Annotated in this window: 20 protein-coding genes and 1 riboswitch; of the genes, 11 read left to right on the top strand and 9 right to left on the bottom strand. The window is 62.5% G+C overall.

The genetic code is table 11. The features are described 5' to 3' along the window. Window positions 1-53: 53 nt before the first annotated feature. From FFS21_RS12470 to ybgC, 9 genes are all read right to left on the bottom strand, one after another. Window positions 54-1169 (bottom strand): YeeE/YedE family protein, encoded by a 1116-nt coding sequence (locus FFS21_RS12470; protein ID WP_137925150.1) that lies wholly within the window; start codon window positions 1167-1169, stop codon window positions 54-56. Between the two features lie 52 nt (window positions 1170-1221). Then, window positions 1222-1905, bottom strand: coding sequence for a 7-cyano-7-deazaguanine synthase QueC (queC, locus tag FFS21_RS12465; RefSeq protein WP_137925149.1), 684 nt, complete (start codon window positions 1903-1905; stop codon window positions 1222-1224). Window positions 1906-2206: 301 nt separating this feature from the next. Beyond that, window positions 2207-2962, bottom strand: coding sequence for a tol-pal system protein YbgF (ybgF, locus tag FFS21_RS12460; RefSeq protein WP_137925148.1), 756 nt, complete (start codon window positions 2960-2962; stop codon window positions 2207-2209). 29 nt (window positions 2963-2991) lie between these two features. Then, complete coding sequence (pal, locus tag FFS21_RS12455; RefSeq protein WP_171020399.1) at window positions 2992-3498, bottom strand: peptidoglycan-associated lipoprotein Pal; 507 nt, start codon at window positions 3496-3498, stop codon at window positions 2992-2994. A 31-nt stretch (window positions 3499-3529) separates the two neighbouring features. Continuing rightward, entirely contained in the window at window positions 3530-4870 is a 1341-nt protein-coding gene (gene tolB / locus FFS21_RS12450) for a Tol-Pal system beta propeller repeat protein TolB (protein WP_137925147.1), read from the bottom strand. A 213-nt stretch (window positions 4871-5083) separates the two neighbouring features. Then, window positions 5084-6151, bottom strand: coding sequence for a cell envelope integrity protein TolA (gene tolA, locus FFS21_RS12445; protein ID WP_137925146.1), 1068 nt, complete (start codon window positions 6149-6151; stop codon window positions 5084-5086). Between the two features lie 26 nt (window positions 6152-6177). Continuing rightward, window positions 6178-6615, bottom strand: coding sequence for a protein TolR (gene tolR / locus FFS21_RS12440; RefSeq protein WP_130389441.1), 438 nt, complete (start codon window positions 6613-6615; stop codon window positions 6178-6180). A 20-nt stretch (window positions 6616-6635) separates the two neighbouring features. After that, entirely contained in the window at window positions 6636-7319 is a 684-nt protein-coding gene (gene tolQ / locus FFS21_RS12435) for a protein TolQ (RefSeq protein ID WP_171020398.1), read from the bottom strand. Continuing rightward, on the bottom strand, window positions 7316-7720 hold the full coding sequence (gene ybgC / locus FFS21_RS12430) for a tol-pal system-associated acyl-CoA thioesterase (RefSeq protein ID WP_137925145.1): 405 nt from the start codon (window positions 7718-7720) through the stop codon (window positions 7316-7318). Before ybgC ends, tolQ begins: the two co-directional genes overlap by 4 nt. Before the next feature lie 168 nt (window positions 7721-7888). Further along, window positions 7889-7992: riboswitch (ZMP/ZTP riboswitch) on the top strand. A 170-nt stretch (window positions 7993-8162) separates the two neighbouring features. On the opposite strand from ybgC, the gene glyA reads away from it, so the two are divergent. From glyA to FFS21_RS12375, 11 genes are all read left to right on the top strand, one after another. After that, window positions 8163-9410, top strand: a complete 1248-nt coding sequence (glyA, locus tag FFS21_RS12425; protein WP_137925144.1) for a serine hydroxymethyltransferase — start codon at window positions 8163-8165, stop codon at window positions 9408-9410. Window positions 9411-9562: 152 nt separating this feature from the next. Further along, window positions 9563-10030 carry a transcriptional regulator NrdR gene (nrdR, locus tag FFS21_RS12420; protein WP_137925143.1) on the top strand — a complete coding sequence of 156 codons (468 nt, stop codon included), beginning with the start codon at window positions 9563-9565 and terminating at the stop codon, window positions 10028-10030. A 321-nt stretch (window positions 10031-10351) separates the two neighbouring features. Beyond that, complete coding sequence (locus FFS21_RS12415; RefSeq protein ID WP_212745239.1) at window positions 10352-10894, top strand: GspH/FimT family pseudopilin; 543 nt, start codon at window positions 10352-10354, stop codon at window positions 10892-10894. Window positions 10895-10920: 26 nt separating this feature from the next. Then, window positions 10921-11409: a type IV pilus modification protein PilV gene (pilV, locus tag FFS21_RS12410; protein ID WP_171020397.1), complete on the top strand. Its 489-nt coding sequence runs from the start codon at window positions 10921-10923 to the stop codon at window positions 11407-11409. Next, window positions 11406-12248 carry a PilW family protein gene (locus FFS21_RS12405; RefSeq protein ID WP_137925140.1) on the top strand — a complete coding sequence of 281 codons (843 nt, stop codon included), beginning with the start codon at window positions 11406-11408 and terminating at the stop codon, window positions 12246-12248. Before pilV (FFS21_RS12410) ends, FFS21_RS12405 begins: the two co-directional genes overlap by 4 nt. Window positions 12249-12303: 55 nt before the next feature. After that, window positions 12304-12837 (top strand): pilus assembly PilX family protein, encoded by a 534-nt coding sequence (locus tag FFS21_RS12400; protein WP_171020396.1) that lies wholly within the window; start codon window positions 12304-12306, stop codon window positions 12835-12837. Window positions 12838-12873: 36 nt separating this feature from the next. Next, window positions 12874-17661, top strand: coding sequence for a pilus assembly protein (locus FFS21_RS12395; RefSeq protein WP_137925138.1), 4788 nt, complete (start codon window positions 12874-12876; stop codon window positions 17659-17661). Window positions 17662-17692: 31 nt separating this feature from the next. Next, window positions 17693-18169, top strand: a complete 477-nt coding sequence (locus tag FFS21_RS12390; RefSeq protein WP_160473290.1) for a type IV pilin protein — start codon at window positions 17693-17695, stop codon at window positions 18167-18169. Between the two features lie 444 nt (window positions 18170-18613). Next, window positions 18614-19216, top strand: coding sequence for a type IV pilus modification protein PilV (gene pilV, locus FFS21_RS12385; protein WP_137925136.1), 603 nt, complete (start codon window positions 18614-18616; stop codon window positions 19214-19216). Then, window positions 19217-20155 (top strand): PilW family protein, encoded by a 939-nt coding sequence (locus tag FFS21_RS12380; protein WP_137925135.1) that lies wholly within the window; start codon window positions 19217-19219, stop codon window positions 20153-20155. It begins immediately after the preceding gene. Further along, window positions 20146-20796 carry a pilus assembly PilX family protein gene (locus FFS21_RS12375; protein WP_137925134.1) on the top strand — a complete coding sequence of 217 codons (651 nt, stop codon included), beginning with the start codon at window positions 20146-20148 and terminating at the stop codon, window positions 20794-20796. The genes FFS21_RS12380 and FFS21_RS12375 overlap by 10 nt, the downstream gene beginning before the upstream one ends. Window positions 20797-20826 lie beyond the last annotated feature (30 nt).

Raw genomic sequence — 20826 nt, 5'->3', positions numbered from 1 at the left:
GATTATAGGGAGCACCCCATGGCGTGTCAAGCCGAAGGGCGCCCTGCGCACGCTCAAACCATACGCTCAAGGCGCCACATCTGGTACTTGAACGCCAGGACCGCGCCGACGACGATCATTGCGAACACGATGAACGAACTGACGGCCAGCGTCGATACACCCGAGAGTCCCTGCCCGATCGTGCAACCCAGCGCCGTGACGCCGCCCGCGCCCATCAGCATGCCGCCGACCATGTGATTGGCCACGTCCTCGGCATTGCCGAAACCTTCCCAGCGAAACGTGCGCGACACGAGCGAATAGGCCCACGCACCTGCGATCACGCCAATCACGCTGACGATGCCGATCGTCAGCACCTTGCTCTTGTCGCTGAACATCATCAGCCAGTCGAGCGTGTAGGCATACGGCGCGACAAAGCTCAGGCTTTCCATGCGGCCGCTGTTCGTCGCCACGAACAGTTCTTCGAGTGTATTCGGGTCTTCGGACACATAGCCAAGATGGCCGGACACGTACCACATGCCCACGATGATCAGGCCCACTGCGACACCGCCCAGCAGGTTGTCGAACGTGCGGAAACCATTACCGATCAGTGCCCAGATCACAAGCACCGCGCCAATGATGGTGCCGAGCGCCAGTTGCAGCGTGCCTCGTGCCATGCCAGTTGCCTGCGACACCAGCGACGGCAGGTCCTGCGTGGACGGCAGGGCGATGGAAACGGCATCGACAGTATTCACACGCACCACGCCGAACAGACCGCGCAACGTCATATAAGCCGACAGTCCGAGGAACACGAATACCACCAGCGACTTCAGGTTGCCGGCGCCAATCCGCACCAGCGTCTTGCTGCCGCAGCCGGACGCCAGCACCATGCCGAAGCCGAACATCAGGCCGCCCACTGCCGCGGACAGCCACCCGAGCTTCGCCGATGTGTAGATCGTCTTCGTCGGATCGATCAACCCCGCCCATGCCAGCACGCCGGTGCCGATCATCGCCACGCCGATGGCCAGCACCCACATGCGCATGCGGCTCCAATCCCCGATATTCACGATGTCCGAGATGGCGCCCATCGTGCAGAAATGCGTGCGCTGCAGGACCGCGCCGAACAGGAAGGTGAGGACGAAGGTAGACAGCAGCACGGTGTGCGTCAGCGCGGGAATATCGATGTCAGGCATGTCTCAGGGTTTGGCTCGTGGAACTGCTGTTTTTATTAGGGACGGCGGCCGCTCAGGCAACCGCCTGGTAACGCGTGGGATCGGCAACACCGGCCTGCTCGAAACCGGAACGGCGAATGCGGCACGAATCGCAGACACCGCAGGCGCGGCCATCGTCATCGGCCTTGTAGCACGACACGGTCAGGCCATAGTCCACGCCGAGCTTCACGCCTGCACGGATGATCTCGGCCTTGGTCATGTCGATGATCGGCGCATGGACGTGGAAGCGTTCGCCTTCAACGCCCGCCTTGGTGGCCAGGTTGGCCAGCGCCTCGTAGGCCGAGACATACTCGGGCCGGCAATCGGGATAGCCGGAGTAGTCCACGGCATTGGCCCCGAAGAACAGGTCGCGTCCACCGATGGCCTCGGCCCAGCCGAGCGCCAGCGATAGCATGATCGTGTTGCGCGCCGGCACGTAGGTAATCGGAATGCCGCCCACGGCACCATCGGTCGGGACGTCGATCGTATCGTCGGTCAGCGCGGAACCGCCAAAGCGGCGCAGGTCCAGGTCGATGATCTCGTGGCGCCTGGCGCCGAGCGCTGTGGCTACTTTCTTCGCCGCGTCGAGTTCCGAGGAGTGGCGCTGGCCGTAGCGCATAGACAGCGCATAGGTTTCAAACCCGGCCGCGTTGGCCATGGCAAGTACGGTGGCGGAGTCCAGGCCGCCAGAAAGCAGGACGATTGCTCGTTTGGTCATGGTGAGGTGCGCGCAGAACAAGCGCGCTGTAGTCACGCCCCGAGGGCGAAGCGCGTATTTTAGCGCGACAGCGCTTTCCCACCCGCCTGTTTGCTCCCCTTTCCCGCGCGGCGGGAGAGGGGTCGGGGGAGAGGGTCGGCGGTTCAACCTACGACTTATCGCGTTTTGAACCTCGTTACCCTCTCCCCCTGCCCCTCTCCCGCCGCGCGGGAGAGGGGAGAAAACAAGGCGCAACAACGAGACACCCCAAAAGAAAAAACCCGCAAACATCGCGGGCTTTTTCCTTGCAGACTGCGTCCGGTTACTTCAGCGTCTTCAGCCGGTTGCTGGCGGCCTGGGCGCCTTCGGTGCCCGGATACTTCGACACCACCGTTTCCAGCGTCTTCTTCGCAGCCGGTTTCTGGCCGGATTCTAGCTGGTTGTTGGCGATGGCGATCATGGCGTCAGGTACCTTCGCGTGCGTCGGGAACTGTTGCACCATGTTCTGCAGGACAAACGTCGAGCCCTTGTAGTCGCGCTGCGCGTAGAGCGAATTGCCGAGCCAGAACTGGGCCAGCGGCAAATATGGGCTTTGCGGATACTTCTTGGCAAATGCCGAGAAGGCATTGCCCGCACCCTTGAAATCGCCCGACTGGAACTGCTTGAGCGCGGCATCGTACTCAGGCTTTTCGGTGGGTTGTGCAAGACCTTCCTTGCCGTCCACGGTCACCTGCTGGGGCTCGAATTTCTTCAGGCGCCCATCAAGGTCGGTGTAGTAGTCCTTCTGCGTTTTCTGCAGCGTTTCCACCGTGTTCTGCAACACCTCGTTCTGACCGCGCAACCGGGCTACCTCCTGACGCAGACCTTCCATCTGGTTCTGCATGTCGAGCAGCTGGCGGCTGTTCTGGTCAATACGCTGCGATGCGGTTGCCTGGAAACCGTTGAACTGGTCCCGCAACTGGATCACGGCCTTGCGCGCCTCGTCGTCGTCAAATACGCCGGCGTGCGCGGAACTGGCTGCCAGCAAGCCGCCCGAGAAGGCAGCCAGCCACAGCAGTGTGGAAACACGAGCATTCATGAAGGCTATTCCGTGGATCAGTCAGTCGATCAATAGACGATGTCGGCGCGGCGGTTTTCGGCCCACGCGGCTTCATCGTGACCCGTAGCCTTCGGCTTTTCCTTGCCCAGGCTCACGGCTTCCATCTGCGACTCGGGCACGCCCAGCGACGACAGCGAACGACGCACGGCTTCTGCACGCTTCTGGCCCAGGGCCAGGTTGTACTCGCTCGTACCGCGTTCGTCGGTGTTGCCCTGGATCAGGATCTTGCGGCTCTTGTTGGCACCCAGGTATTGCGAGTGGGCTTGCAGCAGGCTCTGGTAGTCCGACTTGACCGTGTAGCTGTCGAAGTCGAAGTACACGCTGCGCTTGGCCAGCGGGCCGTTCGGATCGTTCAGCGGATCGACGGTCACCGGCGCCACGGCGCGCGGATCGGTTTGTGCGCCACCCGTGCCGGTACCGGCCTTGGAAGCGTCGTCGAGCTTCACACCCGAGCTGCAGGCACCCAGGGCGAGCAGGGCGGCAAGGGCGAGCGATTTCGTCATCATTTTGGTCATGGCTGAGAGACTCCTCGTTTCTTCTATCTACTTACTGCATGAAAGGACCCCAGGACGGCTCGCGAACCTCGCCGGACTGGAGTGACAGAACCTGTTTCGTACGACCGTCCGTCGAGACAGCCGCCAGCACCGAGCGACCTCCCACACGCGTGGCGTAAAGGATGTACTTGCCGTTGGCGGCAAAGCTCGGGGCTTCGTCGTTCGACGTATCGGTGAGCGAAGTAACGTCACCATTTGACAGGTCCTGAAGCTGCAGGCGGAAACCGCCCGAACGCGAGATGTAGGCCAGGTACTTGCCATCCGGCGAAACCCGCGGACTGACGTTGTAGTTGCCCTTGAACGTCACGCGTTGCGCGGCGCCGGATTCCTCGCCGCCAGCCGGCATGCGATAGACCTGCGGCGCACCGCCACGATCGCTCGTGAAGTAGATGCTGCGGCCATCGGGCGAGAATTGCGGCTCGGTGTCGATGGCGCTGCTGCGCGAGATGCGGCGCAGGCCGGAACCATCCGCGTTGACCAGGTAGATCTGCGTGTTGCCATCGCGCGAGAGCGCCACGGCCAGGCGCTGGCCGTCAGGCGACCACGACGGCGCGCTGTTGTTGCCCTTCTGGTTCGACACCAGCGTGCGCTTGCCCGTGGCCAGGTCATGCACGTACACCACCGGCTTCCTGGCTTCGAACGAGACATAGGCCACGCGGCGGCCATCCGGCGACCACGACGGCGAGATGATTGGCTCGGTGCTGCTCAGCGCCACCTGGGCGTTCTGCCCGTCGGAGTCGGAAATCAGCAGTTGATAGCGTCCGCCTACCTTCGACACATACGACAGCCGCGTGGCAAACACGCCGCGCTCGCCGAGCAGCTTCTCGTAGATATAGTCGGCGATCTTGTGCGCGGTCACGCGCAGCTGGCTCTGCGAGACCGTGAACGCCAGGCCGCCCAGGCTCTGGCCCTTGACCGTGTCGTACAGGCGGAAGCGGACTTCGTACTGGCCGTTGCCCGCGGGAGTCACGCTGCCGGCCACGAAGGCGTCGGCGCCCTTGGCCTTCCAGCTGCCGAGATCAACCTGTGCCGATTCGGCCACGGTGGCGCCGGCGGGGTCGATATTCTTGAAGCGACCGCTGTTCTGCAGATCGCTGCGGATGACGGCCGTCAGGTTCTGCTGGCCTTGTCCTTCGCCCTGGAAGTTGGCGGTGGCCACCGGGTACTGGTTCGAACCCACACCGGTGATTTCAACGTTCAGTTGCGCGTGTGCCACGCCAGCGGACATCAGTGCCGCTGCCAGCCACGCCATCAGCGCGTGCCGGCTCTGGTCACGGGTGGGGGTGGCACTCTGGCGGCGGGACAGCCAGTTAGGGGCCCAAAGCTTTCGCATGCTGCTCCTCAGTCGATTTCAGGATTCATCGGTACGGCGGGCAGAGCAAGTACGACAGCACGGACGGCGTGCAGCTTGGCGCATGCCCCGTCTACGTGCGTCTTGCACGCTGCCGGCCGCGTCAGGCAACCGTTCATGGTAGCGATCGGACCGAAGCCCCACGATGTTGGTTGCATTATGTTGCAAATCATGGCTTTCTCGCCGCATCGCCGATCAGTCCTTGGGACGGACCGTGATCGTGAATTCGAACGTGGGCGCCTTGCCGTCCTCGTCGCGCGGCAGCGGGTCCGACCGCTCGACGCCACGCAGCACGGCGTTGTCCCAGTCCGAGTTGCCGCTCGACTTGGCCAGGCGCTTGGACAGGATCGAGCCGTCCGGTGCGAGCCGGACCGCCACCACGGCGGCCGGATTCCCGTCAGTATCACCGGCAAAGATAATGTTCGGCTTTACACGGCGGCGTACCTTGTCCGAATAGCCCGGCGACGCCTTGCCGCCCGACCCTGCCCCGGAGCCAGCCGCATTGCCCACGCCACCGCCGGTCGCACCAGCCGTGCCGCCGCCTGCCAGCGCCTTGAGGCGAGCCAGTTCACTGTTGCGCGCCGCGTTGGACGCAGCTTCGCGCTTGGCCTTGGCTTCGGCGTCAGCCTTCGCCTTGGCCTGTTTCTCGGCGTCGGCGCGGGCCTTGGCCTGCTTGTCGGCATCGGCCTTTGCCTTGGCATCGGCTTCCTTGCGATCCTGCTCGGCCTTTTCCTTGGCTGCCAGGGCAGCCTTGTCCTTGTCGGCTTTCTCTTTGTCAGCCTTCTTCTTGGCGTCTTCCTTGCGCTGCGCTTCCAGTTGTTGCTGGCGCTGGTCTTCCTTGCGCTGCGCGTCCTTCTTTTCCTGTTCGCGGCGCGCCTGCTCGCGGCGCGCTTCGGCCTCGCGTTCGGCGGCTTCCTCCGCCTGCTTGCGCTTTTTCTGCTCCAGCGCGATATCGGCGGCTTCCTCGACCTTGCTGCGCACCGCCGGCTGCGGTGGCGCCGGCGCCGGTTGCACCACGGGGCGCGGCGGCGGCGCGGGCGTGACATCGGGAATCTCTTCCCAAAGCTCGGCCTCCGCGCCTACCGGCGTGCTGCTTTGCCACTGGACGCCGAAATACAGCACGATGCCAAGCAGCAGGTGCATGAACAGCGCAGCCAGGAACGAGCGCATGGTGCCGCGCTCCCGGACCGGCTCGTACGGATAGGCGGCGGCCTGGGCGCGCGGGGCGCCTTGCTGAGGATGACGTGACGAGAGGGTGGCCACTTTGCGACGTTGGACGCTGGGAACGCTTACTTGGACTTCACCATCAGGCCGACGCGCTTCACGCCATCGGCCTTCAGTACGGACATCACGTCGAGCACGGCTTCGTACTTGACGGCGCGGTCGGCGGCGATCACCACCGGCTGGTCCGGATTCTCGTTCTGGCGCTGGTGTACGAAATCGATCAGGCCGCGCTTGTCGAGCTTGCGCTCGAACGAGCCACCCGATGCGTCCTTGCCTCGCGCCGTCAGGGCGCCGTCCTCATGCACGGTCACCACGATGGGCGGCGTCTGCTGCTGCGGGGTGGCGTTGGCCACGGACGGCAGGTCCACCACGGCCGGGCTCACGATTGGAGCGGCCACCATGAAAATCACCAGCAGCACGAGCATCACGTCGATGTACGGCACGACGTTGATCTCTGCGCTGGCCCGGCGGCGCGAACCGCCGCGGCGCTGAATGGCTGCCATGGGGGATGCTCCTCGACTGTTTAGCGGCTCTGACGCTGCAGGATGTTCTGGAATTCTTCCATGAAGCTCTCGAACCGGATGGCCAGGCGATCGATCTCGGTGGCATAGCGGTTATAGGCAATCACGGCGGGGATGGCGGCAAACAGGCCGATGGCCGTGGCAACCAGTGCTTCGGCAATACCCGGGGCCACCGATGCGAGCGTAGCCTGCTGCACATTCGAGAGGCCGCGGAACGCATTCATGATGCCCCACACCGTGCCGAACAGGCCAATGTACGGGCTGACGGAGCCGACCGACGCCAGGAACGGCAGGTGCGATTCGAGTACATCCATCTCACGCTGATAGGCGGCACGCATGGCGCGGCGGGCGGCGTCGAGCAATGCGCTGGCGTCGTTGCTGCGCTCGCGGGCCTTCAGGAACTCGCCCATGCCGGACTCGAAGATCCGTTCGAGCGCGCCCGTGTTGTGGCGATTGTTCACGGCGCTGTTGTAAAGCGCCTGGAGGTCGCCGCCGGCCCAGAAATCACGTTCGAAGCCTTCGGTCTGCGTGCGGGCGGCACGCAGTGCGAGGTGCTTGCGGAAAATGTAAGTCCATGAGAACAGCGACATCACCAGCAGCAGCGCCATGACGGCCTGTGCCAACAGGCTGGCGTGCATCACCAGCGTAATGATCGACATGTCTTGCGTGACGGTCACTGGATTCATCGGGCGTCTTTGATAGTGGCGAGAACAGGGGCAGGGATCGGAGCCGGCCTAAACGTGCTTTTGTCGACACATCCCACACGGATCTTGCCGGTGGCGAGCATCTGCTCGCCGCGCCAGGCTTCCTGTGCGAAATGGACCGATGCGGGTCCGACCCGTTCAATATGCGTACGAATCTCCAGCTGGTCATCCAGCCGGGCGGGCGCATTGTATTCCACAGCGGTACTGCGTACGACGAAGACCACACCGGACTGATCGGCGAGGGTCTGTTGTTCGACGCCGAGCGAGCGCAGCCATTCGGTGCGCGCCCGTTCGAAAAACTTCAGGTAGTTGGCGTAAAACACCACGCCGCCTGCGTCGGTATCTTCCCAATACACGCGCAACGGCCATGTGAAATTTGGCATGGCGGGCATTGTAACGGAGCGCACTGGTTAACCCGCATGCGACTTTGCAACAGCAAGTTGCGAGCCATACACCACAAGGTCTTGACGAGACTGGTGTAGAGGGGCATGCGCCACCCGTGCACCGGCTTGCAGCAAGCCGCGCGTTCGCATAAACTCTGCGGCAACCATTCCACCTTGCGCGACTGGCGAAGTCAGTGGGTACTACCACGAGGAAGCGCAAGATCTTTAGGCGTGAAGTTCATAAGCGCCTGCCGCTCGCCTGGGCAGCGAATGGGAAGCAGGGTGCGCCCCGCACCGGCTGGTACATACCAGTCCGGAGCAGGACGCCGTGCTTTCCCCGCGCGCCCTATCCCAGATTCAGCCAAGATTCATCCCAGCCGGTCACACACGATTCTCATGCCGTTTGTGCCATCCGCTCCCCTTTTTACCGACGAGTCACGCCATGTTTGAACGCAGCCGTTTCACGATCGAGCAGATCGACCCCGAAGTCTTCGCCGCTATCCAGAAGGAAAACCAGCGCCAGGAAGACCACATCGAACTGATTGCTTCCGAAAACTACACCTCGCCGGCCGTGATGGCCGCCCAGGGCTCGCAACTGACCAACAAGTACGCCGAAGGCTATCCCGGCAAGCGTTACTACGGCGGCTGCGAGTACGTCGACGTGGTGGAGCAACTGGCCATCGACCGCGTGAAGCAGCTGTTTGGCGCCGATGCCGCCAACGTTCAGCCGAACTCGGGCTCGCAAGCCAACCAGGGCGTGTTCTTCGCCATGCTCAAGCCGGGCGACACGATCATGGGCATGAGCCTGGCCGAAGGCGGTCACCTGACCCACGGCATGGCACTGAACATGAGCGGCAAGTGGTTCAATGTGGTCAGCTACGGCCTGAACGCCCAGGAAGACATTGACTACGATGCCCTGGAAAAGAAGGCCCAGGAAACCAAGCCGAAGATGATCATCGCCGGTGCCTCGGCGTTCTCGCTGCGCATCGACTTCGAACGCATCGCCCAGGTGGCCAAGGCTGTTGGCGCCTACTTCATGGTGGACATGGCCCACTACGCCGGCCTGATCGCCGCGGGTGTGTATCCGAACCCGGTGCCGCACGCCGATTTCGTGACCACCACCACGCACAAGAGCCTGCGCGGCCCGCGCGGCGGCGTGATCCTGATGAAGGCCGAGCATGAGAAGGCCATCAACTCGGCAATTTTCCCGGGTATCCAGGGTGGCCCGCTGATGCACGTGATCGCCGGCAAGGCCGTGGCCTTCAAGGAAGCGCTGCAGCCCGAGTTCAAGGCCTACCAGGAACAGGTGGTGAAGAACGCCGCCGTCATGGCCGAGACGCTGATTTCGCGCGGCCTGCGCATCGTCTCCGGCAAGACCGAGAGCCACGTGATGCTGGTGGACCTGCGCGCCAAGAAGATCACCGGCAAGGAAGCCGAGAAGATCCTCGGCGATGCACATATCACCGTCAACAAGAACGCCATTCCGAACGATCCGGAAAAGCCGTTCGTGACGTCGGGTGTTCGCCTGGGTTCGCCGGCCATGACCACACGCGGCTTCAAGGAAGATGAAGCCCGCCAGGTGGCCAACCTGATCGCCGACGTGCTGGACAACCCGCACGACGAAGCCAACATCGCGAAGGTGCGCGAGCAAGTCTCCGCCCTGACCCGCCGCTTCCCGGTGTACGGCTGAGCCATCTGCCGACGCGTGCTCACCGCAGGATAGTGGGCACGCACTGACGGCGCCGCCGCAAGTTTCGGGCGGCGCCGTTGTTCCATCTCAAGTCCGCAGCTGAACTAAAAGATGCAAAATGCGGGCTGGATTCTTTCTTCAGGTGCTCAGGCATGAAATGCCCGTTCTGCGCTCACTCCAATACCCAGGTTCTCGATAGCCGCGTGTCCGAAGACGGGGATACGGTACGCCGCCGCCGGCGCTGCGAAGCTTGCGACCGCCGGTTCACTACCTACGAGCGCATCGAACTGTTCTTCCCGGCCATCGTCAAGAAGAACGGCTCCCGCGTGGACTACACGCGCGGCAAACTCAAGGATTCGATGCGGCTGGCGCTACGCAAGCGCCCGGTATCCGCCGAAGCCATCGACGAAGCCATCACGCGTATCGAAGAAAAACTGCTGGCGCTGGGTGAGAAGGAAATCCCGAGCAGCCAGGTTGGCGAACTGGTCATGCGCGAACTGCGCAAGCTCGACAAGATCGCGTACATCCGCTTTGCCTCGGTCTATCGAAGTTTCGAGGATGTCTCTGAATTCCGCGATGTTCTTGACGAGATCGCGACTCCCACCCCACGAAAGGGGTAGATCCCTCCCCAAAAATGCTGTTTAATTTGCATCGGCCTCCATCGAATAGAAGGCCGGTGCACGAGTGCGGTTGCATCGCACCAACATGACACCAAAGCGCCGCGCAACAGCAGCGCCATCCAGCGGACCCGGACCCTCAGAGGCCCGGACGCACAGTAGTCCAGCGCCCCCGGCAAAAAACAAAGAGAGCAGTCGCTTTTTTGACGGGAATCACAAATGGGTCAGTCTTTCTGCCGAAAGGCAGCAGGCTTTCTGACGCCTTTGCTGTCCGCGCCTGGATTCATTGCGGGCGTGGCAACGGATGCGCCGGGGGCTGTTCACATGCGCGCAATCGCACCTGGCAATCACCGGGGCGCGCGCGGGGTCACGCTGATCGAGTTGATGGTGACCCTCTCGGTGCTGGCCACGCTGGCCGCCGTCGCCACTCCGAACCTCCAATCCTTCCTCCATAACAGCCGGCTGTCCGCAGACGCCACGCGGCTGTTTGCCGATCTCGAACTCGCACGCAGCGAAGCGGCCCGGCGCAACGCCACCGTCACGCTGTGCCCTGTCGATGCCGGCAACGCCTGCTCCAACAACTGGACCTTGCGCCGCATCCTGTTCGTCGATGCGGACAACGACGGTGCGTTCGACAGGACGGAAGAACTGATCCGCAACAGTGATCCGCCACAGACCAGCACCGACATTGCCGCTGCCAATCTCGGCACTACGTCGAACCGCGTGCGCATGCGCTCGACCGGAGTGTCCACAGCACCCAATGCAAGCTGGAAGTTCTGCGGAAAAAATGCCACGGATGCGGGCAAAACGGTATTCATGACCGGCAGTGGCCGCCCTTATACGCAGTCGCAGTCAACGTGTCCATGACGCCGACCCACATCTCTCCAATGCCCATGTCTCGTGGCTTCTCGTTGATCGAGGCACTGGTCACGCTGGTGGTGCTGTCCATCGGCATGCTCGCGCTTGCCAACCTGCAGTTGCAGACGTTGATGGATTCACGCACGGCATCGACACGCAACTATGCCGCGCTGATGACCTACAACCTCGCGGACCAGCTTCGCACCAACAGCACAGCCGTCAACAACGGCACCTTCAATTCGCCTGCCGCCACGCCCGTTACCGATTGTTTTACGGCAGCGGGCTGCACACCCGACGAGATGGCGGCCACCACCTACGCCACATGGCTGGCCAACGTGCAGGCCACGATGCCGAACGGTGACGGGATCGTCTGCACCGATGGCACACCAAACGACGGCACCGGATCGGCAGCCGGGAAGAACGGCTGCGAACCCCACGCTGACGCGCCATATGTCATCAAGGTCTTCTGGAGCGAAGACGACGGCAACACCATCCAGCGCTTCTCGACCGCGCTCATCCCATGACAACGTCCAACCGTCACATCCGCCGCCGCGCGGCAAGCGGCTTCACGTTGGTCGAGCTGATGGTCGGCATGGTGATCAGCATGCTGCTGATACTTGCCGCCACATCGCTCTTCATCTCGGAGCGGCGCACCCATGCCACGCAAGGCGACGTAGGCGAGATTCAGGAAAACGCGCGTGCCATCGCGCAGTTGCTGTTGCGTCAGGCGCGCCAGATCGGCTACACCGACTTCCTGTTCGCGAGCAACGAGTTCGCGTCACCAAGCCTGGAAGCCACCAACGATACCGGCGTCAACGCCAGCGATAGCCTGACCTTGCGCTACTTCGGCTCGTCACAGGCTGGCGCGGACCCGGCAGCCGCTGCGGATTCTCCCCATTTCCCGCAGGCCGATGGCAGCACGGTGGATTGCAGCGGCAATGACGTGAGCAGCAACGTGGAAACCACCGAGGTCTATTCAATCCTCAATGACCCCGATGGCGTGCCCTGGCTGCAATGCGTGGTCAACGGCGTGGCGACACCGCTGTTCCGCAATGTCGAAGCCTTCCAACTGCTGTTGGGCGAAGACACCGATGACGACGGCGTCGTCAATCGCTTCGTTCCACCCGGCGCCACTGCGCACATCGATAACGTGGTGGCGCTGCGCGTGTCCGTGCTGCTGCGCGGCGCCAGCACCAACAACCCGATCATGGAAAAGCCGATCGTCAACCATTTCGGCAACACCTATGCGCCGAATGACGTGGCGCCCGCCGGCGATGCCGGCAGCGTGGTGAGGATTGCGGCCGATGGCCGTCTGCACCGGCACTTCACGTTCTACATCGCCCTTCGCAATCGACTGCCATAGGCCGGCCATGCATCCTCCCCTCTCTCGGTCACCCCGCCACGCCAGACAGCGTGGCATGTCGCTGATCCTCGTCCTGCTGCTCCTGGTCATCCTGACGCTCGCAGGGCTTGCTGCCAGTACGATGAGCCTCAATGCCGAACGTCTGGCCCGCAACACGCGCGATGAGAGCATCGCGCTCCAGGCGGCGGAATCCGCGCTGCGCGACGCGCGCGCGGACATCTCCCAGGTTCGCATGCTCAACGGCCTGACGGGCTCGTCGCCCACCTGCGATATGGACGGATTCAAGGGCTACTGCCAGCACGCGACGTCAGGCACGCAGGCCTGGGACCTCTATATCGAAGACCCACAACACTCCGTCGAACTTGGAGAAATGACCGGTCTCACGGCCGCGCAGAAGATGCCGACGATCCATGCGCGCGATGCCGGCGCCAATGGCGTGTCGAAGCAACCCCGCTATCTGATCGAACCATTCAAGGAGCCGACCGATATCGCGCTCGGCTCCAACAAGTACGTGTTCCGCATTACGGCGATCGGTTACGGCGCCAACCCTGGCACCAAGGTGATGGTGCAGGAAATCGTCCGCTTCTGACGACACCCCTTTGACACCTTCACCGTCAAACGCATCATGACCCAATCCACTTCCATCCGTCGCTTCGCGAGTCGCGCGCAAGGTGTCCTGCTTGCAACATCGTGCATGCTCGCCATCGCCACGGCCTACGCCGCTGGCCCGCAACTCAATCTGGCCCAGCAGCCGTTGTACACCGGCGGCAACATCTCCCCCATGGTCATGATCGACCTGACCAAGGACCACACGCTGCACCAGAAGGCGTACAACGATTACTCGGATCTGGACGGCGATGGCCAGCTGGATACGACGTACAAGCACAGCATCGAGTACGCCGGGTACTTCGACTCGGACAAGTGCTACGACTACGACAGGACCACGATCCAGGGCTTCGTACCGAAGTCGATCACCGACAGCAAGTATTGCGACGGAAAGACCTGGAGCGGCAACTTCCTGAACTGGGCCACGATGAGCCGCATCGACGAGGTGCGCAAGATCCTGTACGGCGGCACGCGATCGACGGATACCGCGACCACGACCGTGCTGGAACGTGCCTTCCTGCCGACGGACGCCCACGCCTGGGCCAAGTTCTATAACGGACCCGATGTGGCCCAACTGGTGCCGTTCACGGTGGAAGTCGCATCCGCTATTGGCACGCTGAGATCCAGGACGCCCATGACACTGTCCTCCGCAGTGGCCAAGGTTGTGATCGACGACATGAGCCAGGTAGAGCCAGGCGATCAGTTACGGTTCGAGCCGGCCTCGGGCGCAGCAGCGGGCACGTCGATGACGGGCTGGGTCATGCGGCGGAATCCCGGCAACGTCTCCGTGGTGTTCTACGCCGGCGACATCTCGAACCCCACCAACACGAGGGCAAGGTTCTCGTCCTGGATCGTGACAAACCTGACGCGGGGTGGCTTGACACTGTGCAACGTCACGCCGAGGGACCAGCAGAGCAGCAACTCGCAGTACAACCACCAGCCACCTCAGATCCGAGTGGCCGCGGGAAACTATGCAACGTGGGGCGCTTCCGAGCACCGGCAGTGCAGTTGGTCCTCGGAAGCCAGTAGCACGCAGCGCAACTTCCTGCCCACCATCGACGGCGTCACCATCTGGGGTTCGTCGAACGGCAATCGCGCGGCGATATCGGGCATGAATTCATCGGCAGAGAATCCATCTCAGTCCATGCGCGGCCTTGGCTTCGGGCAGGGGACCGGTGTATTCAACGCGCGCGTGCAAGTGTGCGTGCCCGGCCTGATCGGTTCCGAGAACTGCAAGCAGTACGGCTCCAGCTACAAGCCATTCGGGCTGCTGCAGAAGTATGGGGAATCGGGCCAGATGCTGTTCGGCCTGATGACCGGCAGCTACGACCGGAACGTTTCCGGCGGCGTATTGCGGCGAAATGTGACCAACTTTGCGTCGGAGATCCACCCGGGCACCGGTGAGTTTTCCTATGGCAGGTCAAGCGATGCTGTCAGAGGCATTGTCTGGAATATCGACAGGCTGCGCCCCTACGGCTACAGCTACAGAGAAGGCAGCTACGTCAATGCGGACCAGTGTAGCTACCAGCAGGCGAGCATTGAACGCGGCAGTTACGGCAATCCGATCAGGACGGCTTCGGAGGGCAACTGCTCCACGTGGGGCAACCCGATCTCGGAAATCTTCGTCGAGACATTGCGTTACTTTGGCGGCAAGCAACCGACCAGCGCATTCCTGCCATCCCGCTACGGCAAGGATGCCACGCTGGGGCTGACGCAACCCGCGTGGACCAACCCGATGGACCTGCCGCCATCGCATCCGAACCGGGCGCCTTACTGCACGCCGCTCAACGCACTGGTCTTCAACTCCAGCGTGTCCTCTTACGACAACGACCAGCTGGGCGGCTTCAGAGATCTCAATGGATCTCCGGATATCAGCACCTACACGAACCGGGTAGGCATTGGCGAAGGGATCTCCGGCGGCAGGTGGTTCGCGGGAGGCGTCCGCGGCAGCACGATCGACAATCTGTGCTCGGCCAAGGCGGTCAACAACTTCAGCGACGTGCTCGGCATCTGCCCGGAAGGGCCATCGCAAAGAGGAACGTTCCAGATTGCGGGCGCCGCATACTTCGCCAGGACCAACCGCCTGCGATCGCCTGCTGCCGCCGCCGCGCTCGGCGTCCCTGACCGGGACACGACCTCGCTGAGAATGAACACCTATGCGGTGCAGCTCGCCACCAACACACCGAAGATCAACGTCGACGTGAACGGCAAGCTGGTGACGATCATGCCGGCACACCGGCTGCACCCGCAGTATCCGAACAGCATCACCGCGCCCGCCAGCACGGGCACGCTGGTGGATTTCAAGGTCATCTCGCAAACGGCCACCCACGGCAAGTTCTATGTGGCCTGGGAAGACTCGGTGGCCGGTGGCGACTATGACCAGGACAACTGGGGCATCCTGAGCTATCGCGTGAGCGGTGACAACATCACGGTGTCTACCCGTGTGGTGTCGGCTTCATCGTCCAACGGACAGGGCTTCGGCTACACGATCTCGGGCACCACGCAGGACGGCCCGCACTTCCACTCAGGCATCTACGATTTCCGGTACAACGATCCCGTTCCTATTGCGGTGATGCCGCGAAACGCACCCATCAACAACTCCGGCGGCTGCGCCCGATGTAATTTCGGCGATCCCGAAACCAGCGTCACCTATACCGCCAACGGCAAGGCCGCTTCGCAGTTCCACGACCCATTGCTGTACGCGGCCAAATGGGGCGGTTTCAAAGATCTCAACGGCAATGGCATCCCTGACCTCGCTTCCGAATGGGACGTGCGGAAGGCCGATGGCTCCAGCGGCTCGGACGGCCTGCCCGACAACTACTTCTACGCCACGAATCCCGGCGCACTGGCAGCGGCGCTGGAACGTGCCTTCCTCTCGATCCTGAAGACATCGTCCTCCGCAGCCGTGGCGGCGAGCACGTCATCGCTGCAGACCGATACCAGCATCTTTCAGGCGCGCTTCAACAGTGCGGACTGGTCCGGCCAGCTGCTGGCCTATGCATTGGACAAGAACGGCGACGTCGTCACACCACCACGATGGGATGCGGCCAACAGCTTCAAGGGTGTGCGCCAGACCGATCGCAAGATCCTGACCTACAACACCGCGGACAACACCAGCGGCGGCATTCCATTCCGTTGGGCCAGACTACCGTTGGCATATCGGACAGCCTTGAATGGCAGCGACTCGCAGGGTAGCAAGCGACTGCTGTGGCTGCGCGGCCATCAGGTCAACGAGGGCGGTGGCGAGTCCCAATTCCGCCAGCGGCCAGTCACCGTGCTGGGCGACATCGCAAATTCGAGCCCGCAATATGTGGGCAGTCCGGCCGCAGGCTATGTCGAACCCGGCTACGCGAACTTCGTCGTCTCGCAGCGTAGCCGCAAACCCATGATCTACGTGGGTGCCAACGACGGCATGCTTCACGCGTTCTCGGCTGACATGAGCGCCAACGGCGATGGAGGCAAGGAAATGTTCGCCTATGTGCCGTCACCGCTCTACAGCAAGCTGGCCAACCTGACGTCCAGTAGTTACGTCCACAACTACTTCGTCGACGGCACGCCGACGGTGGGCGATGTCCATATCAACAACAGTTGGAAGACCGTGCTCGTGGGCGGACTGGGCGGTGGTGGGAAAGGCATCTACGCGCTGGATGTAACCAATCCCACCGCCATCAACGAATCGACCGCCGGGTCGACTGTACTCTGGGAGTTCACCAGCAATGATGACCCGGACCTGGGCTATACCTATGGCAAGCCGGCCATCGTACGGCTCGGCAACGGCAAGTGGGCTGCCGTCTTCGGCAACGGGTTGAACAGCACGGAAGCGCGTGGTTCGATCTTCATCGTCTTCCTGGATCGCACACCTGGCAACAAGAGCTGGCGGCTCGGCACGGACTACGTGAAGCTGACGGTGAACGACGCCGCAGCGGCCCGGACCCGGTCCAACGGCATCATGCAGGTCTACATCGCCGATGCCAACGGCGACTTCGTGGCCGACGCCATCTACGCAGGCGACCTGCACGGCAACGTCTGGAAGTTCGACGTGAGCGGAAAGGTAGCGACCGACTACCAGGCCACGCGGCAGTTACTGTTCACCGCCACAGATGCGGCCGGCAATGCGCAACCGATCACCACCGGATTCGCCGGCATGCGACATCGTCGAGGTGGCCACATCGTGATGTTCGGCACCGGCCGATATGTCGAAGTCAGTGACCCCGGCAACATGAGCACGCAGGCCGTGTATGGCATCTGGGACAAGGGCAGCCACGCCCAGCCGACGATCACCCGCTCGCAACTCGTGCAGCAGACCATCACCATGGAGACCCAGGCCAGTACCGGCGATTTCTACCGCGTCTTGAGCAAAAACCCGGTCAACTATGCGACGGGTGCGATGGGCTGGTACCTGAACCTGACCTCGCCGGGCACGGCCGCGCAAGGCGAGCGCGTGGTGTACGACCCGCAGATGCAAGGCACGCGTTTGATGTTCTCCACGCTGACCCCATCGTCCGACCTGTGCTCTGGCGGCGGCACCGGTTGGCAAATGGTGATGGATGCCCTGACGGGGGCCCAGACAGTTTCCATGTTCGACGTGAACCGCGATGGACGATTGGATGCTTCCGATCGTTTAGGCGGCAGCGGCGGTACCACTGGTCAAGCGGTGAGCGGCAAGAAGTCGAACGAACTGGTGACAAATGCGGCGGTGCTCGGCAACCACGCCTACCTGAGCGGCAACAAGGAGGAGCCCACCCACACCAAATTCAATACCGATGCCGCGCCCGGCCGTGTGTCGTGGCGACAGATCCTGCAATAACCACGGGACAGGCAACCAGGAAACCAGCACCATGATGAAAACGGTAATCACGCACAGCCGACACACCTCGCGGGCCAGTGGCTTCACGCTGATCGAATTGATGATCACCGTGATGATCATCGGCGTCCTGGCGGCGATCGCCATTCCGCAATACCAGCAGTTCGTGACCAAGACACGCCGCGCGGAGGCCAAGAGTGGCCTGGCGCGCGTGCAGGGTGCGCTGGAGCGCTACTTTACGATCAATAACGGGTACACGACCAATCCCCGGCAGTTGAAACTCACGCCATGCAGCGACACGACAACGCCATCCGGTGATACCTGCGAATCCAGCAACTACATCATCACCATCGCCGCACCGGCCGGTGGCTCCATCAAGACCGGCTTTGTACTAACCGCCACGCCAGCGGGCGATCGCTCGGACCCGACGTGCGGCGTCCTGTCCGTCAACAATCTCAACGAGAAGAAAGCGAGCGGCACCGACAGCGACACGCCTGGCACCTGCTGGTAACCCTCTGCGACAGAGGAACGTTGCCTGAATCAATTGTGGCAATCTCAGTCTCCGCCGAGTCCCTCGACGAAGCGAACACTCGCATAGAGTGACTACTCTGGCACTGGGAAAAAAGGCGAAAATCCTGGTAACCCCCGGAAACATGCCTTTTGGGCCGGTCACTGCAGCGTCAGGTATGTGTCTGAATTCCGCGACGCTCTTAAGGAAATTGCGATTCTCACCCCACCAAAGGGGTAGCCATTTCTTCAAAAAAGCCGTCTAATCTGCACCAACCTCCTTCGGGTAGGAGGCTGGCGTACAAGCGCGCGTTTTTCACGCAGCCAGGCAGCATAAGGGCGACAACAGCCCGGCGGTAACCGGTCCCGAAGAGGCTCGGACGCCAACAGAATTCCAGCGCGCTGCGCACAGAACAAAAAGAACTGTCGTTATTGGACGGGAGTCAAAATGGGTCAATTCCGCTGCCGTAAGGCAGCCGGCTTCACCATGCTTGAAGCATTGGTAGCCATCGTCGTGCTCGCCTTCGGCGTGCTCGGCGTGGCCAACCTGCTCATCAAGTCCTTCCGCTTCGCCCAGCAATCGTCTTATGACGTAGTCGCCCTGCAACTGGCCAACGATATGGCGGACCGGATGCGGGCGCATCAATTGCTGGTGGATGGCGGCGCCTTCAATCTCGATACCAAGCTCGGCACGCCACAGGTCTCCGACGCAGACAACCTCTACAAGACGGCATGTCTTGGGGCGTCCACCGTGTGCCAGCCCGTATCCGCCGCTTTCGACATGGCCGAATGGTCCCGCCGTGTGACCACCACCTTGCCGGGCGGCCGGGCCATCATCTGCCGTGACATCGGCACGTGGTCCGCGACGACCGGCTATGAGTGGAACTGCTCGCCTGCTGCGAATCCGACCAATGCGCCGCTGGTCATCAAGATCGGCTGGATATCTCGCTTCAATGACAGCGGCGATGCCGGCACGCCTGACGGCACCAAAGCCGATGGCTCGGCCACGGTTCAGATCGTCGTGGTGGTCACGCCGGGGGTATCCAGTTAAATGGCCCGCCCTGCACAACCCCTCTCCCGCCTCGGCCGCGCCCGAGGCTTCACGCTGATCGAACTGATGGTCACGCTGGTGATCAGCCTGCTGGTGCTGATGGCGGCCACGGCGTTCTACATCATGAGCCGCAGCAGCTATGTCGCCATCGACGATAGCGCCGCACTGGAGGAACGCGGCGCCTTTGCGCTATCCGTCATGACCCGTCTCATGCGCCAGACGGGTTACGTGCCCGTCAGCGATAACAAATCCGGCGGAATGATGCCCGTGTATGACGACAACCTGCGCGGCATCGACGCATGCTCGAATCCCAACGACAGCGAGACGATGGCATGCGGCCCTGGCGGGTCGTTGAATGCCAGCGATGCTGTCATGATCCGGTACTACGGGCTCAGCAAGTCGAAGGATGATCCCAGCCCTGACGAGTCCGTGGTGGACTGCTCGGGCCAGGGCGTGGCGGGCGCCAGCAACTCCGATACCGCCAGCGCCGATCGGGGACTCTCCATCCTCTATATCGGCAACGGCGCCGATGGCAAGCCGGCCCTCATGTGCAAGTACCGCGAGCGTGACGGCTCCGGCACCGAGAGCAAGACCACCTTCGTGACCCAGGAGCTGGTTTCGGGCGTGGAGACCATGCAACTGCTCTACGGCGTAAGCACCAACGATGACGATGTGCCGGACAAATACGCCACGGCCAGCGCCATGGCATTGACAGACTGGGTCAACGTCAAGACGGTGAAGATTGCACTCGTCGTGCGTGCCGACAACGCCAGCGCCGATGCGCAAGCGCCCGCCGCCATCTCGCTGTTCGGCCCGCTCTACACCGGCGACAACGCAAGCTACACGCCGACGACCGACACGAAATCCGTGAGAAAGCTGTATTCCGCCACGGTTCAGGTCCGCAACTACCAGACATGCGGAGAATCGACATGCATGTGAACGCCCAACCTGCATTGCGCGCTCGTCTGGCCGATCGTCCCGGCGCACGCGGCATCGCGCTGATCACCGCCGTGATCATGCTGCTCGTCATCACGCTGCTGGCACTGGCGGGCGCACGCATTGCGATCGATACCAAACGCTCTTCCCGCAACCAACGGGATTTCGAGATTGCGTACCAGGCTGCCGAGGCAGCGCTGTACGACGCCGAGATCGACATCAAGAGCGCAGCCGCGCCGCAATCGCGCTCCAGCCTCTTTGCCAAGGACTCGTTGACAGGATTCGAGGGCGGCGCATGCAATACCGGAACGAAGATGCCCTCGGCCTACCTGGGCCTGTGCGATACGTTCAGCGCCGCCGGGGCTCCGATATGGGACACCATCGACTGGACCGCGACCTCGGATAACCGGACCGTGGAGTACGGCACCTTTACCGGCCGGACCTTTCCCACTGGCTCGGGGCTCTCGCCATCCCGAAAGCCGCGATACCTGATCGAGCTGGTTTCCTACAAGGCATCGGGCGAAGCAGTCAACGCGTCCTACATGTATCGGGTCACCGCCATGGGATTCGGGCCAAACGACAGCACGCGCGCCGTGCTGCAAATGGTCTATCGAAAAGAAGACGCCGCTGACGCAGCGCACTGAAACGACTTCCCTCTTGCCATCGACTGCCAC

It is taken from the genome of Cupriavidus sp. 2SB, assembly GCF_005503625.1.
Lineage (GTDB): Bacteria > Pseudomonadota > Gammaproteobacteria > Burkholderiales > Burkholderiaceae > Cupriavidus.
Note: the sequence above shows the minus strand (reverse complement) of the source record. Positions and strands in the feature narration are given on the sequence as shown.

Bases quoted from the DNA above. Each gene is read 5' to 3' on its own strand.
- FFS21_RS12470 (WP_137925150.1), bottom strand. From the start codon at position 1,169: ATGCCTGACATCGATATTCCCGCGCTGACGCACACCGTGCTGCTGTCT.
- queC (WP_137925149.1), bottom strand. From the start codon at position 1,905: ATGACCAAACGAGCAATCGTCCTGCTTTCTGGCGGCCTGGACTCCGCC.
- ybgF (WP_137925148.1), bottom strand. From the start codon at position 2,962: ATGAATGCTCGTGTTTCCACACTGCTGTGGCTGGCTGCCTTCTCGGGC.
- pal (WP_171020399.1), bottom strand. From the start codon at position 3,498: ATGACCAAAATGATGACGAAATCGCTCGCCCTTGCCGCCCTGCTCGCC.
- tolB (WP_137925147.1), bottom strand. From the start codon at position 4,870: ATGCGAAAGCTTTGGGCCCCTAACTGGCTGTCCCGCCGCCAGAGTGCC.
- tolR (WP_130389441.1), bottom strand. From the start codon at position 6,615: ATGGCAGCCATTCAGCGCCGCGGCGGTTCGCGCCGCCGGGCCAGCGCA.
- tolQ (WP_171020398.1), bottom strand. From the start codon at position 7,319: ATGAATCCAGTGACCGTCACGCAAGACATGTCGATCATTACGCTGGTG.
- ybgC (WP_137925145.1), bottom strand. From the start codon at position 7,720: ATGCCAAATTTCACATGGCCGTTGCGCGTGTATTGGGAAGATACCGAC.
- glyA (WP_137925144.1), top strand. From the start codon at position 8,163: ATGTTTGAACGCAGCCGTTTCACGATCGAGCAGATCGACCCCGAAGTC.
- nrdR (WP_137925143.1), top strand. From the start codon at position 9,563: ATGAAATGCCCGTTCTGCGCTCACTCCAATACCCAGGTTCTCGATAGC.
- FFS21_RS12415 (WP_212745239.1), top strand. From the start codon at position 10,352: ATGCGCGCAATCGCACCTGGCAATCACCGGGGCGCGCGCGGGGTCACG.
- pilV (WP_171020397.1), top strand. From the start codon at position 10,921: ATGTCTCGTGGCTTCTCGTTGATCGAGGCACTGGTCACGCTGGTGGTG.
- FFS21_RS12405 (WP_137925140.1), top strand. From the start codon at position 11,406: ATGACAACGTCCAACCGTCACATCCGCCGCCGCGCGGCAAGCGGCTTC.
- FFS21_RS12400 (WP_171020396.1), top strand. From the start codon at position 12,304: ATGTCGCTGATCCTCGTCCTGCTGCTCCTGGTCATCCTGACGCTCGCA.
- FFS21_RS12395 (WP_137925138.1), top strand. From the start codon at position 12,874: ATGACCCAATCCACTTCCATCCGTCGCTTCGCGAGTCGCGCGCAAGGT.
- FFS21_RS12390 (WP_160473290.1), top strand. From the start codon at position 17,693: ATGATGAAAACGGTAATCACGCACAGCCGACACACCTCGCGGGCCAGT.
- pilV (WP_137925136.1), top strand. From the start codon at position 18,614: ATGGGTCAATTCCGCTGCCGTAAGGCAGCCGGCTTCACCATGCTTGAA.
- FFS21_RS12380 (WP_137925135.1), top strand. From the start codon at position 19,217: ATGGCCCGCCCTGCACAACCCCTCTCCCGCCTCGGCCGCGCCCGAGGC.
- FFS21_RS12375 (WP_137925134.1), top strand. From the start codon at position 20,146: ATGCATGTGAACGCCCAACCTGCATTGCGCGCTCGTCTGGCCGATCGT.